General features: G+C 38.1%; 18 protein-coding genes. 12 read left to right on the forward strand and 6 right to left on the reverse strand.

Features of this window, described 5'->3' with window-relative positions; genetic code table 11:
- Positions 1-10: 10 nt before the first annotated feature.
- Both NSS81_RS20075 and NSS81_RS20080 read left to right on the forward strand, forming a co-directional pair.
- Positions 11-544 carry a cupin domain-containing protein gene (locus NSS81_RS20075; RefSeq protein WP_342430402.1) on the forward strand — a complete coding sequence of 178 codons (534 nt, stop codon included), beginning with the start codon at positions 11-13 and terminating at the stop codon, positions 542-544.
- Between the two features lie 270 nt (positions 545-814).
- Positions 815-1,042, forward strand: a complete 228-nt coding sequence (locus NSS81_RS20080) for an aspartyl-phosphate phosphatase Spo0E family protein (RefSeq protein ID WP_342434088.1) — start codon at positions 815-817, stop codon at positions 1,040-1,042.
- Positions 1,043-1,060: 18 nt separating this feature from the next.
- Here NSS81_RS20080 and NSS81_RS20085 read toward each other — a convergent pair whose 3' ends face one another.
- Positions 1,061-1,792 (reverse strand): ZIP family metal transporter, encoded by a 732-nt coding sequence (locus tag NSS81_RS20085; protein ID WP_342430403.1) that lies wholly within the window; start codon positions 1,790-1,792, stop codon positions 1,061-1,063.
- Between the two features lie 335 nt (positions 1,793-2,127).
- On the opposite strand from NSS81_RS20085, the gene NSS81_RS20090 reads away from it, so the two are divergent.
- Genes NSS81_RS20090 through NSS81_RS20105 form a run of 4 tightly spaced genes read left to right on the forward strand, consistent with a single transcriptional unit; the run spans position 2,128 to position 5,589 of the window.
- A complete protein-coding gene (locus NSS81_RS20090; RefSeq protein WP_342430404.1) occupies positions 2,128-2,955 on the forward strand; it encodes an electron transfer flavoprotein subunit beta/FixA family protein in 828 nt (275 codons plus the stop codon).
- A gap of 30 nt (positions 2,956-2,985) precedes the next feature.
- Entirely contained in the window at positions 2,986-4,017 is a 1,032-nt protein-coding gene (locus tag NSS81_RS20095) for an electron transfer flavoprotein subunit alpha/FixB family protein (protein WP_342430405.1), read from the forward strand.
- Entirely contained in the window at positions 4,010-5,305 is a 1,296-nt protein-coding gene (locus NSS81_RS20100) for an FAD-dependent oxidoreductase (protein ID WP_342430406.1), read from the forward strand. The genes NSS81_RS20095 and NSS81_RS20100 overlap by 8 nt, the downstream gene beginning before the upstream one ends.
- Positions 5,305-5,589 (forward strand): 4Fe-4S dicluster domain-containing protein, encoded by a 285-nt coding sequence (locus tag NSS81_RS20105; protein ID WP_342430407.1) that lies wholly within the window; start codon positions 5,305-5,307, stop codon positions 5,587-5,589. The genes NSS81_RS20100 and NSS81_RS20105 overlap by 1 nt, the downstream gene beginning before the upstream one ends.
- Before the next feature lie 123 nt (positions 5,590-5,712).
- On the opposite strand, the gene NSS81_RS20110 is transcribed toward NSS81_RS20105, so the two are convergent.
- Positions 5,713-6,060: a hypothetical protein gene (locus NSS81_RS20110; RefSeq protein ID WP_342430408.1), complete on the reverse strand. Its 348-nt coding sequence runs from the start codon at positions 6,058-6,060 to the stop codon at positions 5,713-5,715.
- 141 nt (positions 6,061-6,201) lie between these two features.
- Complete coding sequence (locus NSS81_RS20115) at positions 6,202-7,380, reverse strand: MFS transporter (protein ID WP_342434089.1); 1,179 nt, start codon at positions 7,378-7,380, stop codon at positions 6,202-6,204.
- 250 nt (positions 7,381-7,630) lie between these two features.
- Between NSS81_RS20115 and NSS81_RS20120 the strand changes: the two genes are divergently transcribed.
- Complete coding sequence (locus NSS81_RS20120; protein WP_342430409.1) at positions 7,631-8,071, forward strand: MarR family transcriptional regulator; 441 nt, start codon at positions 7,631-7,633, stop codon at positions 8,069-8,071.
- A 188-nt stretch (positions 8,072-8,259) separates the two neighbouring features.
- Positions 8,260-9,954 carry a M3 family oligoendopeptidase gene (locus tag NSS81_RS20125; RefSeq protein WP_342430410.1) on the forward strand — a complete coding sequence of 565 codons (1,695 nt, stop codon included), beginning with the start codon at positions 8,260-8,262 and terminating at the stop codon, positions 9,952-9,954.
- Between the two features lie 44 nt (positions 9,955-9,998).
- On the opposite strand, the gene NSS81_RS20130 is transcribed toward NSS81_RS20125, so the two are convergent.
- Positions 9,999-12,143: an ATP-dependent Clp protease ATP-binding subunit gene (locus NSS81_RS20130; protein ID WP_342430411.1), complete on the reverse strand. Its 2,145-nt coding sequence runs from the start codon at positions 12,141-12,143 to the stop codon at positions 9,999-10,001.
- Between the two features lie 221 nt (positions 12,144-12,364).
- Between NSS81_RS20130 and NSS81_RS20135 the strand changes: the two genes are divergently transcribed.
- A complete protein-coding gene (locus NSS81_RS20135) occupies positions 12,365-13,414 on the forward strand; it encodes a hypothetical protein (RefSeq protein WP_342430412.1) in 1,050 nt (349 codons plus the stop codon).
- Positions 13,415-13,453: 39 nt separating this feature from the next.
- On the opposite strand, the gene NSS81_RS20140 is transcribed toward NSS81_RS20135, so the two are convergent.
- Positions 13,454-14,068 (reverse strand): CPBP family intramembrane glutamic endopeptidase, encoded by a 615-nt coding sequence (locus NSS81_RS20140; protein ID WP_342430413.1) that lies wholly within the window; start codon positions 14,066-14,068, stop codon positions 13,454-13,456.
- A gap of 150 nt (positions 14,069-14,218) precedes the next feature.
- On the opposite strand from NSS81_RS20140, the gene NSS81_RS20145 reads away from it, so the two are divergent.
- A complete protein-coding gene (locus tag NSS81_RS20145) occupies positions 14,219-14,338 on the forward strand; it encodes a DUF6254 family protein (protein ID WP_342430414.1) in 120 nt (39 codons plus the stop codon).
- Positions 14,339-14,392: 54 nt separating this feature from the next.
- Here NSS81_RS20145 and NSS81_RS20150 read toward each other — a convergent pair whose 3' ends face one another.
- Entirely contained in the window at positions 14,393-14,581 is a 189-nt protein-coding gene (locus tag NSS81_RS20150; protein ID WP_342430415.1) for a DUF2187 family protein, read from the reverse strand.
- A 243-nt stretch (positions 14,582-14,824) separates the two neighbouring features.
- Here NSS81_RS20150 and NSS81_RS20155 point away from each other — a divergent pair, with 243 nt between their 5' ends.
- A complete protein-coding gene (locus tag NSS81_RS20155) occupies positions 14,825-15,019 on the forward strand; it encodes a hypothetical protein (protein ID WP_342430416.1) in 195 nt (64 codons plus the stop codon).
- Between the two features lie 34 nt (positions 15,020-15,053).
- A complete protein-coding gene (glpK, locus tag NSS81_RS20160; RefSeq protein WP_342430417.1) occupies positions 15,054-16,544 on the forward strand; it encodes a glycerol kinase GlpK in 1,491 nt (496 codons plus the stop codon).

Genomic DNA, 16,544 nt, shown 5'->3' on the forward strand with positions numbered 1-16,544 from the left:
GAAGATAATAATGGCATACATTACATTTCAAAGCAGAGAAGAACAAATTCATAATCAAGAGGAAGTAGAAAGCTTTCTAAACAGTCAAGAAGTGATCTACGAAAAATGGGATATCACAAGGCTTCCTCAGGATTTAGTTGAAAAGTATTCTTTAAGTGATGAGGAAAAAGAAGAGATCCTTCGTTCCTTTGCGGGTGAAATCGCAGATATTTCCGAACGCAGAGGCTATAAAGCCCAAGATGTGATTTCCTTATCTGAAAATACACCCAATCTAGATGTATTGCTGACAAATTTTAAAAATGAGCATCATCATACAGATGATGAAGTCCGATTCATTGTTAGTGGTCATGGTGTGTTTGTCATACAAGGAAAAGATGGTGAGTTTTTTGAGGTCCATCTAGTACCTGGTGATTTAATATCTGTACCGGAAAATATAAGACACTATTTTACCCTAGAAGAAGACAGAAAAGTTGTAGCTATTCGGATTTTTGTTACGACGGAGGGATGGGTACCAATTTACGAAAAACAAGAAATAAGTCTATAATTTTTGAAAAACTGGCAGCGAACTTGCATGCCGGTTTTTTGTATTTTTTGGGAAAAATATTTGAATGAAGCAGTATGATTTCAACAAAGAAATTTGTCACAAAAACTAGAAATCTCTTAAGAATGATGTCGAAAAACAATAGAAAATGCTTGTTTTGTCTACTTTTGCGAAACTGTTTACTTTTATACGAATTCTTGTAATAATCTTTCAAGTAGTCTATTTTTAGCGACTTAATGTATAAGAGTAAGGAGTAGGTGGAGAAAAGTGTACATGCATGAGAACGAACCTTCTGAGATGCTAGAAGCGATAAAGTCAAAAAGAGAATCAATGATCAATTGTGCGAACAAAAAAGGTTTTACTTGTGAGGAAACAATAAAATATAGTCAGGAACTTGATTTATTAATTAACGAATACCAAAAAGTAACCATGCATTCGAATGAAGAAGTGAAATTTGCCTTTAACAAAATGATTATGATTTGGCCAAAGGTTTGTCTGTGAGTATACCTAAAATAATGTCTAAAAGAGATCGATCAAGAATATCATCACTAATAGTCCGATAATAAAAGCATAAGTAGAAACTCGCTCATTGCCATCGCCATGGCTTTCTGGAATTAATTCTTTATAAATAATAAATAACATCGCACCCGAAGCAAAAGAAAGCCCATATGGGACAAGCCCCTTTACAAATGATGTCAAAGAATAACCAATTAGCGAAGTAACAATTTCAATTGCTCCCGTTAACGTAGCCAATATGAAGGCCTTAAATTTACTTATCTTTTGATTAATCAAAAAAAGTGCAACAAGAAGGCCTTCAGGCGCATTTTGGACACCGATGGCAAGCGCAATTAAGTTTCCAGTATCACCTGATTCTGAAGCATAACTAACCCCTACAGATAAGCCCTCAGGAATATTATGCAGTGTGATTGCTGAAATAATTAACAATGATTTTTCATCAAATTTTAATCCATACTGATTATGCTCTAAATCGAGATGTGGTATATTTTTCTCAAGAAGAGTTAATGCCATTACTCCTAAGGTTACTCCTATTGCCAATGAAACAAAGCCGCCAAGCCTCAGCGCCTCAGGTATAAGACCAATAGTTGAGGCAGCCATCATGATTCCTGCGCTAAAGGCCAATAATATATCTCTCCAACGGTGTGTGACGGATTGATTAATGAAAAGAATAATTAATGCCCCTGCACCTGTTGATAAAGCAGACAATACACTACCAAGAATTACTTCAATCATTTAAACCCCATACCTTTCAAAATTAATATAAAAATTCTACAATTATTGACAAAAACTGTGATTTTTATCATTGTATATATCTGAATTTTTCATATAGTTAAATTAGCCCTTTTTAAATAAATATTCTTTTAAATACTGATCTTTCTACAAAATGTCCTACTTCTAGACTTTACTTCTATCACGTAATTTATCAATTTAGAAAACAGAAAACTATCATTGTTGGTACTATGCTTGTGTTGCGATACATATATCGTAATAAAAGGCATTTTTTATAACCAAGGAGAGCAAACGCTTTCAAACACTTTTACGAAACCATAGGGGAGGGAAAGTCTTACATGCACATTGTCGTATGTGTCAAACAAGTACCAGATACAAAAATCATAAAAATTAATCCTAAGACAAACACACTAGACCGCCGCAGCGCACCAGCCATTTTAAACCCTTACGATGCACATGCCGTACAGGCAGCCGTGAAAATTAAAGAAAAAATTGGTGGTTCAATTTCCGTTTTGTCGATGGGTCCGCCACAAGCAACGGCTGTCATTAAGAAAAGTGTTGAAATTGGTGCAGATAAGGGATATTTGATTTCTGACAGAGCCTTTGCTGGAGCAGATACACTGGCAACAAGCTATGCGTTATCGAAAGCATTAGAAAGAATAAATAAGGAATGTCCTGTAGATTTAGTTATTTGCGGAAAACATGCGATTGATGGGGACACTGGTCAGGTTGGACCCGGCATTGCCAGAAGGATGGATATTCCTCCAGTCACAAATGTGATTGATGTTTCTGAAGTCAATTTAGAAGAGAAAACTGTATTAATCAAACGTAAATTGTCAAATGGTTATGAACTTATCCAAGCTGAATTACCATGCCTGTTAACGGTTGAAAAAGAGATAAATGATATCGAATACTCACCAATGACAAATATGATAAAAGCTGCACGCTATGAGCCAGTAATCTGGGCAGTTAGTGATTTAGAGGATGTTGATAAAACACAGCTTGGGCTTAAAGGTTCACCGACGATTGTCGGAAAAATGTTTACACCTCCAAGGGCAGAAGGCGGAAAAAAAATCGAGGGATCTGCTGACGAGCAAGTAAAACAGCTCATGGAAATCTTATTGGAGAATAGAGACGTATTAACGATTCAATCAACGAATCAATAACGGTACCTTACGAGGTGTGGAGGGGTTAACATGAATTTGGATGAATATCGCGGAGTTTGGATCTTTATCGAACAGAATGAAGGTAAGGTTGAAGGTGTTTCTCTTGAATTACTTGGTGAAGGCAGAAAACTGGCAGATAAATTAGAGGTACCTTTAGGCGGATTTTTGCTGGGGAGCGATGTGAAATCATTAGCAAATCAAGTTATTGCTTATGGCGCTGATGAAGTGTACATGGTCGATCACCCAGTGTTAAAGCAATACCGGACAGAGTCATATATGCAAGGGGTCATGCTGCTTGTTGAAAAATATAAGCCTGAAATCATTCTTTATGGCGCAACTCCAAATGGTAAAGACTTAGCAAGTGCGGTTGCTACAGATTTAGTAACCGGGCTGACAGCCGATACAACGATGCTTGATGTAGATGTCGAAAAACGCTTGCTTGAAGCAAGCCGTCCAGCATTTGGCGGTAATATTATGGCGACAATCCTTTGTAAGAAGCATCGACCGCAGATGGCAACGGTTAGACCAAAGGTAATGAAGGCACTAACACCAGACGCGAGCAGATTAGGGAAAATAATTGAAGAAAGTATCAGTCTAAAAGAAGAAGATATGCGGACAAAGGTGCTACAAATTGTGAATGACGTAACAAAAAAGGCTAATTTGGCGGATGCCCATGTCATCGTTTGCGGTGGGAAGGGAATGGGAGATGTCCAAAACTTTCAGATTCTATATGAGTTAGCTGATACCATTGGGGCAACAGTTGGCGGAACTCGCGATGTTGTCGAAGCCGGTTGGCTTCCTCACGAGCTTCAAATCGGTCAAACTGGAGAAACAGTAACACCAAAGATATATTTTGCCGTTGCACTCTCAGGTGCGATCCAACATGTCGTTGGTATGAAGAACTCAGATTTAATCATTGCCATAAATAAGGACCCGAATGCACCAATTTTTGATGTTGCAACTTATGGAATTGTAGGAGATGCAATGGAAGTAGTACCTAAGTTAATCGAGCAATTTAAACAGCTGAGAAATGAAAAAGGTGGTGAAATAAGCTATGCCTGAAAAATTTGATGTCATTGTCGTTGGGGCAGGCCCAGCAGGAACCGCTTGTGCTCTTGTTTGTGCCCAAAACGGTTTAAATGTATTGCTTATTGAAAGAGGAGAGTACCCTGGATCTAAGAATGTAATGGGCGGTGTGCTGTACCGGAAGCAAATGGAAGAACTTATTCCAGAATTCTGGAAGGAAGCACCATTGGAGCGCCCTGTAATTGAACAGCGTTTTTGGATGATGGATACAGAATCAGTCGTCCAGTTTGGTTATAAAGGTCTTGAATGGGCTTCTGAACCATATAATAACTTTACCGTGCTAAGAGCCCAGTTTGACCAATGGTTTGCTAAGAAAGCCGTTGAAGCAGGAGCTCTACTAATTAATGAAACGGTTGTATTAGAGTGTATAGTTGAAGATGGCAAGGTGGTAGGAGTCCGAACAGATCGCCCGGATGGTGAGGTATATGCAGATGTCGTCGTACTTGCAGATGGAGTTAACTCGCTCCTTTCAAAACAACTCGGCTTCCATAAAGAATTCCGCCCGGATGAAGTAGCGCTTACTGTTATGGAAGTAATCAATTTGCCTAAGGAAAAAATAAATGATCGTTTTAATCTTGAAGACAATCAAGGCTGTACAATAGAAATATTTGGTGACTCTACAAAAGGAAACTTGGGTACAGCGTTTCTTTATACAAATAAAGATAGCTTGAATATTGGGGTCGGTACTACGCTTTCAAGTATGATTAAGTCAAAAATGAAGCCCTATGATCTTTTGGATTATTTAAAAACTCATCCAATGGTTAAACCAATGCTCGCTGGGGGAGAGTCTGCAGAATACCTTGCCCACCTCATTCCTGAGGGAGGATATCGCTCCGTTCCGAAGGTAGCAGGAAATGGTGTTGTCGTCATTGGTGACGCCGCACAGCTTGTTAATGCCATTCATCGTGAAGGTTCGAACATGGCTATGTCTTCAGGAAAAATGGCTGCCGAAGCCGTCATAAAAGCTAAAAAGAATAATGATTTCAGTGAATCAAGCTTAAATAGCTACCGCGAAGCGCTAAATGGCAGTTTCATAATGAAAGATTTAGAGAAATACAAAGATGCAGCACATACCTTTGAGAAGTATCCGCAATATTTTAAAGAATATGTGCCGATGATGAACAAAGCAATGAGTAAGTTCTTTACAGTAGATGGAACGCCAAAACGCGAAAAACAAAAACAAATTATGAAGAGTGTAACGGCTGAAAGAGGAACGATCAAAGTAATTCAAGATATGTATCGTGCTTGGAAGGCGGTGAAATAATGTCAACTAAAAATATTGAAGAAAAACAGTATCTTCTTCGATTTAAAGCTGATACGAAATCCCATTTAACCGTAATGGACAATGACATTTGTGCAACGAAATGCCCTGATAAAATTTGTACCATATTCTGTCCTGCCGAGGTTTATAAATGGGAAGGTCTTAGGATGCAGGTGGGCTATGAAGGCTGTCATGAATGCGGAAGCTGTCGGATTGGCTGTCCTCACCAGAATATTAAATGGGAATATCCAAAAGGCGGACATGGAATTGTGTTCCGTTTAGCGTAAACTAATTTAGGGGGCTGTTTGCTATGAGGCAAATGGCTCCTTTTTTTTGATTCCACTATATGTAGGTTATTTCACAAGTGAGGGTAAAAAGAAGATGAAGCAAAAGGGTAAGTATTTTGGGGATTAACTAATTTTCTCTTGAAGGCTTAAGGAGAAGAGATGATCCTTTTTGCAATAAGATTCGAAAGAGCCTGCCAGGTTAATTGCAAGATCGATAGATTCCATTGCTGGTGAGGTATAAAATGGCTCTTTCCAATTGAAGTCACCTTCATTATCAGCCGGATAAATACTTACCTTCCAATGATAATAAATCTTTTGCTGTGGGAGCTGGACTCCTTCTACAGCAATTAACCAATGAGTAGCCTTGGAATGGAAGTGGAATGGTTCACCTTCATTAAGTGCCATTAAGTCGTTAAAACCAATTGGTATTAATTCTTTTTGATAAAAGTCATGATGATTAGGGGTTCTCATCTAATTTTTCCCTCCCTTTTAAGTTCTAACTATATTATATGTGAGTTTTTCATCATTTTTAAGTTGAAATGTGAAAATTGTTTGAAAATTAATAAAAGTGACAGCAAAAAAAGGATGGGCAACAATCACCCATCCTTTTTGTTACATCTGATTCCACTCCTGTACCTTTTGATCACTTGGGAGAAGGAAGGCTACTAAGCCAAGCAATGGTAAAATCCCAATCATCGTAACCATGGTTACTAATCCAATTAGATCAGCTATATAACCGAGTCCGACTGATCCAATTGCTCCCATTCCAAATGCAAGCCCGACCGTTAAGCCCGACATCGTCCCGATTTTCCCGGGAACTAACTCCTGAGCATAGACGACAGTAACAGAGAAACTTGTCATTAAGATAAATCCTGTAAGCATTAGGAAGATAAACGCCAAAATAGTAGGTACAAATGGTATTAGCAGGGAAAAAGGAACAGTTGCAAGCATAGAAACTGAGATGACCTTTTTCTTGCCAAAACGGTCTGCCAGCGGTCCGCCAAAAAATGTACCGAAGGCACCGGCAACTAAAAAGGCAAATAGGAAAAGCTGGGATTCCTTAATGGTTAGTGAATATTCTTCAATGGCAAAAAAGGCATAAAAATTGGTCATCCCCGAAATATACCAAGATCTAGCAAAAATTAGCAGAAGAATTAAAAGTAACGCCTTTTTTATATTCTTAGAGATGCCCGCTGTTTTATTTGTAGCTCTTTTTTGTTTAGGAATCAGTGCGGATGAAGCTATCTGCTTACTATACCATCCTGCAATGTATAATAATAAAACGACTGCCAGGGCTGCGGCAAGTGTAAACCAAGATGCACCCTTCTGACCAAGCGGCACGAGAATAAGCGCCGTAATTAGCGGAGCCAATGCCTGGCCAGTATTTCCCCCTACCTGATAGATTGACTGAGCCAGTCCTCTTCTTTTTCCAGCAGCCATATAGGCTACTCTTGAGCCCTCAGGATGAAAGACGGCTGAACCTAATCCAATGAAAAGTACTGCGATAACAATTAGACTAAAGTTTGGTGCGTAGGCTAATCCAAGCACGCCCCCAAGTGTAAAGGTAAGTCCAATTGGCAGGGCGTAGGGTATCGGTCTTTTGTCGGTAATAACACCAACTAAAGGCTGCATGACGGAGGACACCATGTTAAGGGAAAAGGCTATGATCCCAAGCTGGGTAAAAGTCAGTCCCATGGATTTTTGCAGGATAGGAAACATTGCAGGAACAACTGCTTGAATCGCATCATTTAGTAAATGGCAAACTCCAATAATAAAAAGTATATTAAACATTGTTGCATCTGATGCTTTTGGTTTCTTCGCTGACAGAATCGCTTGCTGACTCATGATTACCCCCCATGTGTTATGAAAATAGTTAACTTATAATATACATATCTTACCTAATATTTAATCCAAAGGAAAATGGATTGAACTCTAATCATGAAATATTAATGAAAAAAGTGGATTTGACACAATATAAAAAGTTTTTTATAATAATCTTGAAGTCGAGATATTTGTAAAAATTATAAGGGATGCGGTTTTAATGGAAAATGAAGCAATATCGCAATCGTTGAAGTTGTTTATTGTCTTATCAAGGGCTTATAAAGCGATTAATGAACATGTAAATAAAGTGATTCAAGCAAGTGGTTTAAATCCGACTGAATTTGCCGTTCTGGAACTTTTATATCATAAAGGTGACCAGCCAATGCAGCAAATCGGCGGAAAAATTCTACTTGCAAGCGGAAGCATCACCTATGTTGTTGATAAGTTAGAGCAAAAAGGGATGCTTAGAAGAATTGCTTGTCCAAAGGATCGAAGAGTTACCTTTGCGCAAATAACTGAGGATGGGAAAGCCTTCATCCAAGAAATTTTTCCAGAGCATGCTGAGCAAATTCATAACCTGATGTCAAGTTTAACAGAGTCAGAAAAGCTCGAAGCAATCGAATTATTAAAAAAATTGGGGTTACCAGCAGGAAAATTTTAATACGGCCATTTTGGCCGTATTTTTTTGCGGTGCAGGGGTGAAATTCCCCTTTTTTATCCAAACTTTTTAGACAAATTACCTAGAATTGTAGTAAATGTCCCCTACTTTGCAGTAAGTAGAGGAAAATTCCATGTTCGTGTATAATTATATAGATGGATATTAGAATTTTTAGAAAAGAGGGATAAGGGATGAGATTTGAAGACTTTACATATGTTCGGCCTAATTTAGAAGAGATAACCCAAAGTTTTAATCTTGCGATTGAAAAGTTCAAAAATGCTGCCACTGTTGAAGAACAGAATATCGCAATGAACGAGGTCAATGACATTAGAAATGACATAGATACGATGTTTAATCTTTGCGAAATTCGTCATACTGTTGATACAAATAATGAATTTTATAAAGCAGAGCAAGATTTTATGGACGAATTAAAGCCTGAAATTGAAGGTTTTGTTACTAAATACTTTCAAGCACTTGTTGATTCGAAATTTCGCGCTGAATTAGAAAAGAAGTGGGGAACACAATTATTTGCACTTGCAGAAGGCCAATTAAAAACGTTCAAACCCGAAATCGTTCCATTACTACAAAAGGAAAATCGATTATCATCAGAGTATACAAAGCTAATTGCTTCTGCAAAAATCCTTTTTGAAGGCGAAGAAAGAACCTTAGCACAATTAGAGCCGTTTACTCAATCTACTAACCGGGAAATGAGAAAGAGGGCAAGTGAAGCTAAATTTGGCTTTTTAGCTGAGAATGAGGAAGAACTTGACCGTATATATGATGAACTTGTAAAAGTAAGAACAGAGATTGCTCATGAACTTGGATATAAAAACTTTGTGGAACTTGGCTATAATCGGATGATGAGAACGGATTACAATGCTGAGATGGTAGAAAATTTCCGCGGACAAGTAAAGGACTTCATCGTTCCGATTGCAACAAAATTAAAGGCACGTCAACAAGAAAGAATCGGTGTGGAACAGCTAAAATACTATGATGAGGGCTTTAACTATCAAACGGGAAATGCAACTCCTAAAGGCAGTCCAGAATGGATTATTGAAAATGGTCAAAGAATGTACGAAGACCTCTCGGCGGAAACAGGAGAATTTTTTAAGTATATGCAGGATACTAATCTGATGGATCTGGTTGCCAAAAAAGGGAAGGCTGGTGGAGGCTATTGTACATTCATTCAAAAATATAAAGCTCCGTTTATCTTTTCAAATTTCAATGGAACGTCAGGTGATATTGATGTTTTGACACATGAGGCAGGTCATGCCTTCCAGGTATATGCAAGCCGAAATTTTGAAATTCCTGAATATAATTGGCCGACGTATGAAGCATGTGAAATTCACTCAATGAGTATGGAGTTTTTCACTTGGCCATGGATGAATTTGTTCTTTAAAGAAGATACAGATAAATATAAATTCTCACATTTAAGCGATGCCTTGTTATTCCTGCCATACGGTGTTTCAGTGGATGAATTTCAACACTGGGTATATGAAAATCCAACAGCAACGCCGAAAGAGCGGAAGCAAAAGTGGCGTGAAATAGAGAAAAAGTATTTGCCGCATAAAGATTATGATGGAAATGTATATTTGGAGAACGGCGGCTTCTGGCAGCGCCAAGGCCATATTTATAATTCACCTTTTTATTATATCGATTACACACTTGCACAGATTTGCGCCTTCCAGTTTTGGAAACGCTCCAGAGAAAATCATGAGGAGGCGTGGGCTGACTATGTGAACCTATGTAAGCTTGGGGGAAGCATGTCCTTCACAAAACTTGTCGAAGCAGCAAACTTAATCTCTCCGTTTAAAGAAGGCTGCGTGGAATCAGTTGTTGGTGAAATTGAAGCATGGCTAAATACAGTTGAAGATCAAAAACTATAATGTAAAAAAGCGAAGCCAATTCTTTGGCTTCACTTTTTTTATAGTTAGTTAACATGCACCTGATTTGTCTGTAAGGTAATTTCCCCGTTTTCCATAACTGCAGTTATTTTATCTACTTCTGGTTGATCTAGAATGAAATCAGCCATTTTATCTTCTAATTTCTCTTGAATAACTCTGCGCAACGGACGTGCACCAAAAGCAGGGTGGTAGCCTAACTCTGCTAGTTTTTCCTTTACTTCGTGTGAAACCGTTAATTCGATTTTTTGTTCTTCCAAAGTATGCTGTAATTCATTAATCAAAAGATCAACTATGGTTAATAGATGTTCTTTATCAAGAGTATTAAATTCGATAATACTATCAAAACGGTTTAAGAACTCTGGCTTAAAGAAGCTTCCCAAAGAATCGAGAATCGTTGCTTCCTCGACCGCCTCTATCGTTCCAAAGCCCACATGTACCGTTTTGTGGGCAACACCTGCATTACTAGTCATAATAATAACAGTATCCTTAAAGCTAACGGTTCTGCCCTGACTGTCTGTTAGCCTGCCATCTTCAAGGATTTGCAGGAACATATGCTGGACATCTGGGTGAGCCTTTTCGATTTCGTCCAATAAAATGATACTGTAAGGATTTCTTCGAACCTTTTCAGTCAGTTGCCCGGCATCATCATGACCAACATAACCTGGTGGGGACCCAATTAGTTTTGAGGTGCTATGTTTTTCCATATACTCACTCATATCAAGACGAATCATTGACTCTTTTGTGCCAAACAATTCTTCGGCGAGTGTTTTTGATAATTCTGTTTTACCGACACCTGTTGGTCCAACAAATAAAAAGGATCCAATTGGTCGATGCTTGGACTTTAACCCAGCTCGGCTGCGCCTAATTGCTTTGGCAATTTTTTCTACTGCTTTATTCTGACCGATTACCTTTTTATTTAAATGTTCTTCTAAGTGCCTCATTTTTTGCTGTTCGTCTTCCTGCAATTTTCCGACAGGAATACCTGTTTTTAGTTCAATTATTTCTTGAATATGTGAAAGTTGAACGATTGGTCTTTCGAAGGCAGCAGCCTGATTTAAAGATTTTTCAAGTTTTGCCTCTTCATCACGAAGGGAGGCAGCGAGTTCATAGTTTTCATTTTTGAGAGCTGCGTCTTTATCAGCTGCAATCTTCTTGAGCCTATTTTCAATCTGTTCGGTATTCTTGTTTTCAACTGTAAGATTTAATTTTGAGCCAGCCTCATCAAGTAAGTCTATTGCTTTATCTGGCAGGAAGCGGTCCTGTATATACCGGTGTGATAATTGTACACAGGCATCAATTGCCTCATCTGAATAACGAATTTCATGGTAATCTTCGTATTTCTTTTGGATTCCCTTTAGGATTTCAATTGCTGCGTCAATTGTTGGTTCGAGCACATGAACAGGTTGAAAGCGGCGTTCAAGTGCAGAGTCTTTTTCAATTTGGCGATATTCCTTTAACGTCGTTGCACCAACAACCTGTAGTTCACCCCGGGCTAAAGCAGGCTTTAAGATATTTCCGGCATCCATAGAACCTTCTGCTGAACCTGCCCCAACAAGAAGATGAAGCTCATCGATGAATAGAATAATATTCTTACGCTCCTGCAGTTCAGAAATTAATTGCTTCATTCTTTCCTCAAATTGTCCGCGGATCCCAGTATTAGCTACAAGGGAAGCAACATCTAGTAAATAGACTTCTTTGTTCTGTAATTTAGCCGGCACTTGTCCGTCAGCTATTTTCATTGCAAGACCTTCTGCAATAGCTGTTTTTCCGACACCAGGTTCACCGATTAATACAGGATTATTTTTATTGCGGCGATTCAATATTTCTGTTACCCGTTTTACCTCTTCGTCACGGCCAATAACTGGGTCAATCAGCCCAGCACGCACCATTTGTGTTAAATTACGACCAAATTTATCAATAAAACCTCCGCCATTCCTGTTTTTTACCTGATTCCCCAAATTGTTTTTATGTTCACTAGAATTCTCTGTGAAAAATAATTTATCAAATGGGAAGTATTGATGGTTGTTAGGCTTATGTCCGAAACTTGAGCCAATAGCATTTTTTTCTTTTGCATAGCAATTGCTGCAAAGAATGAGTTCTTTTCGCTGTCCATTGACGTTTAAATTAAGTTGGATAGTTGCATGATTATCGTTGCATATTTGACAAAGCATAAGAAAACCTCCTCAAATTTTAAATTAATGCTACCTTGACTTTGACTATCTTTGACTTTATGACCACAGTATACTCTGACCTTTTTTGACATTCAAGTATTTTGTTTTTGTAAATATTTACCAAAGAATTTTCTGAGTTTTATAAACTAATGCTAGATAGTATAAAAAGCTCGTCTTTGTTTGTCCCTTTGCTCATATATTGATGATGAGGGGGAGATGAAGTGAAAAAGAATTGGACATCAGCATTTCAAATTGCTGCCGTCTATGTAGGTACGGTAGTCGGCGCAGGATTTGCTACGGGGAGAGAAATCGTTGAGTTTTTTTCACGATTTGGCTTCGTCGGCTTTTTAAGTATATTAATGAGCGGCTATCTCCTTATCGTCTTAGGATCCAAATTAATGAGAATCGCTGCTCAGCTTAATGCAGTGTCATACCAAGAATTAAATATTCACTTGTTTGGAAAATGGGCGGGCAAGGGGATTAATATAATTATGCTATTAATGCTGCTTGGGGTATGTGCGGTCATGTTAGCAGGCGCAGGGGCAGTATTTGAAGAACAATTAGGGCTAACGAAAAATTTAGGTGTATTTATAACAATAGTTTTATCGTTTATTGTTATGTTAGTTGGCACCAAAGGGATTTTTGCTGTAAATTCCTTTGTCGTACCGATTATGATTTGCTTTAGTTTAATGTTAATGAGTATTTCAGTCAGGCAAACAGATTTTTTAGAAAATTTTTTATTTATTCCTCATGCCGTTGATGGCTGGAAAAGTGTCTTGGCACCCTTTTCATATGCCGCATTAAATCTAGCTTTATCGCAGGCGGTGCTTGTGCCTATCGCAAGTGAAATTAAAGATGATTGGACGATAAAATGGGGGGGGATATTAGGTGGTGCGGCTTTAACGCTTATTCTAATAGCAAGTCATCTTACTTTGATTATGCTGCCAAACGTGGAACTGTATGAAATCCCAATGGCTATTATTATGAAGCAAATGGCTCCTTTTTTTTATTGGATTTTTGTGCTTGTTATCTATGGTGAAATTTTCACTTCAGTTATAGGTAACGTTTTTGGGATTGATCGACAGTTAAAACAGTATCTCCCTGTCCCAACACTCGTATCCATTTCCGCTATTTTCTTAATTTCATATATCATTAGCCTTGTTGATTATAGTAAGCTACTTTCAAATCTATATCCGCTTTTTGGCTACATAAGCCTAACCTTTTTCGTCCTGCTATGGATGAAGCCGTTTAAAAAACCTGCAAATGAATAACAAAAAAGCAACTGTTCAAATATGTACAGTTGCTCGATATTATTTAAAAGGAAGAATAATAAAGATCATCAGATCAAAAACAATATGAGAAACAATAACTAGAGGCATGCTTTTTTTCCATATGTAAAGGGCACCCCAAATCAGTCCAGAAATAAATGCAGCCAACATTAAGATAAAGGTTCCCGAATATATATGGACCAATGCATATAACAGAGAGCCGATTAGGATACTGCCAAAGGCCCCAAAGTACCTTAACAATCTTTTTTGAATAAAGCCCCTCCAAAAAAGCTCCTCCCCAGGGGCAGCTACTAGTATAAGGGCAAGGTATTGCCAAAATAACTGAGGCGCAAACCAGCGATAAAGTTTATTTATGCTTTTATCAAAAGGCAGATTAAGAAGATCAAATGCTTGTACACCAACCCAAAAAAGGAAATACAGGAGTAATCCAGAAAGAGCTCCAATAGATATATATTTAATAAAAGATAATTCATCGTCAACGGCTTCCTGAAACATTGCATAGGTTATTAAGATCAACAGTGATCCTGTAAATATATACCAAAATATTGCCCGGTCTTGAAAAGTGAAAAACATTAAGCCGTGAGCAATCAATAATCCAACAATTAGCCGAAGGTCTAGAAATTGACGGTTCTCCATTGTGTGTTAACTCCTTTCTAAACAATTCCATTCATTTTACCAAAAATAAATAATGAAAGGAAATGATTACATCATCCTTTTATACGATTCTGGTGATAAGAATGAAAATTTAGGTAAAAAATAAAGATGTTTAAATGAAAGGAGGAAATTATGAGTAAATCTAAAAGTCAACAAGAGCGGGAATGGACAGTCCGTAAACAGGACCAAAATCCTCATGGTAAGGTGAAATCTTTAAAACAGATTTCTAAAGAAACCGAACAAGGGCGGTAGCAAAAATTAAAGAAAGGACAGTCTAATGGCTGCCCTTTCTACGAATCTTAAAAATTAATTAATACTTTCTTTTAATATCTTATAATTTTTGTGGTTAACAACAGTACGCTGGTCTAGCTCTAAATCACGGTAGTTATCCATAAATGTTAGGTCGACTATGACAGAATTTTCATTTACCTTTTCAACAATCCCTCGCAAACCGCCACGAAATTCTATGAGATTACCTACTTCTGCTTTTTTCAATTAGTCTCTCTCCTTTACCTGACAAACTATAAATATCCATTTAAATAACAGTTTGCACTAATTATATAGATTCGTAAAGGTTTTTATTTGACAATTGTGTTTATTATTAATAAAAAGGGCTCTATAGTATGAAATCGTTTCCATATGCTAACATATATGATGATTTCCTCGGAAATTTCGACAAAAGTTGAGTCATTTCTATAATTAGTACGGTAAAATGTTAATAAGGGTGGTGTAAAGTATATGAATGAGCAGTCTATTAATGAAATCCTAGATAAATTAATGACAGGTGAGACCTCAGAGTATTACGTCAAAAACGATGATTTTATGGAATTTCGTCAGGTACTTGTTAAAAGACCTGATTTTAAGCACTTTCGCGGGATCGGTCAACGAGGGGGAGATGTTCTATATGAATATTTAAAGGAACCGAGGAGTTAACTGAATATACCAATAATTGAATGGAGGCTTTTCTATGGAGAAATTTATTCTCTCTCTAGATCAAGGAACAACGAGTTCACGTGCTATTCTTTTCAATAAAGCGGGCCAGACGGTATTTAGTGGCCAAAAGGAATTTTCGCAATATTTCCCTAAACCAGGTTGGGTGGAGCATAATGCGAATGAAATCTGGGGTTCCATTCTTTCTGTCATTGCCGAGGTATTGTCTGAATCCGGAATAAAGCCTGAACAGATTGCAGGAATTGGAATCACCAACCAAAGAGAAACAACTGTGGTATGGGATAAAGAGACTGGTGAGCCGATATATAATGCGATTGTCTGGCAATCCAGACAAACGGTTGAAATATGTGAAAAGTTAAAAAGTATGGGTTATAACGACCTTTTTCGAAATAAAACGGGGTTAATTATAGATGCCTATTTTTCGGGAACAAAGGTTAAGTGGATATTAGATAATATTGAAGGTGCCAGGGAGAAGGCAAATCAAGGAAAACTATTATTTGGTACGATTGACTCCTGGTTAATATGGAAACTTTCTGGTGGTAAAGCTCACGTTACAGATTATTCGAATGCTTCAAGGACACTAATGTTTAATATCTATGATCTTAAATGGGATGAAGAACTATTAGAAATCCTTGATGTCCCGAAAACAATGCTCCCTGATGTTCGGTCTTCCTCTGAAATTTATGCCCGTACTCTTGATTATCATTTTTTTGGAACCGAGGTGCCGATTTCAGGTATAGCCGGTGATCAGCAAGCTGCACTATTCGGGCAAGCATGTTTTGAAAAAGGCATGGCTAAAAATACTTATGGTACGGGCTGCTTTATGTTAATGAATACTGGGGAAAAGGCTGTTCGTTCGGAGCATGGGTTACTAACAACCATTGCCTGGGGGTTGGATGGGAAGGTTGAATATGCGCTTGAGGGCAGTATTTTTGTTGCCGGCTCCGCCATTCAATGGCTCCGCGATGGGTTAAGAATCTTAAAGAACGCAAAAGAAAGTGAAACGTACGCAACAAAGGTAGCTTCAACAGACGGAGTCTATGTGGTTCCGGCGTTTGTAGGATTAGGAACTCCATACTGGGATAGTGATGTACGGGGGGCAGTCTTTGGAATAACAAGAGGGACATCAAAGGAACATTTTGTGCGGGCAACACTGGAATCACTAGCCTATCAAACAAAAGATGTTTTATCGATTATGGAAGCAGATTCCGAGATTAAACTGAAAACTCTTCGGGTTGATGGAGGGGCCGTGAAAAATAACTTCCTAATGGACTTTCAGAGTGCCATTTTGAATGTCCCAGTGGAAAGGCCAATTGTAAACGAAACGACGGCTCTTGGTGCTGCCTATTTGTCAGGGTTGGCAGTTGGTTTTTGGAATAATCGGGAGGAAATATCCAAGCAATGGGCTGTCGACCGAAAGTTCACTCCAAAAATGACAGATGAGACTCGTAACAACCTATACAGTGGTTGGAAACGAGCCGTAAATGCAGCCATGGCCTTCAAATAA

The organism is Neobacillus sp. FSL H8-0543 (assembly GCF_038592905.1).
Taxonomy (GTDB): Bacteria; Bacillota; Bacilli; order Bacillales; family Cytobacillaceae; genus Neobacillus.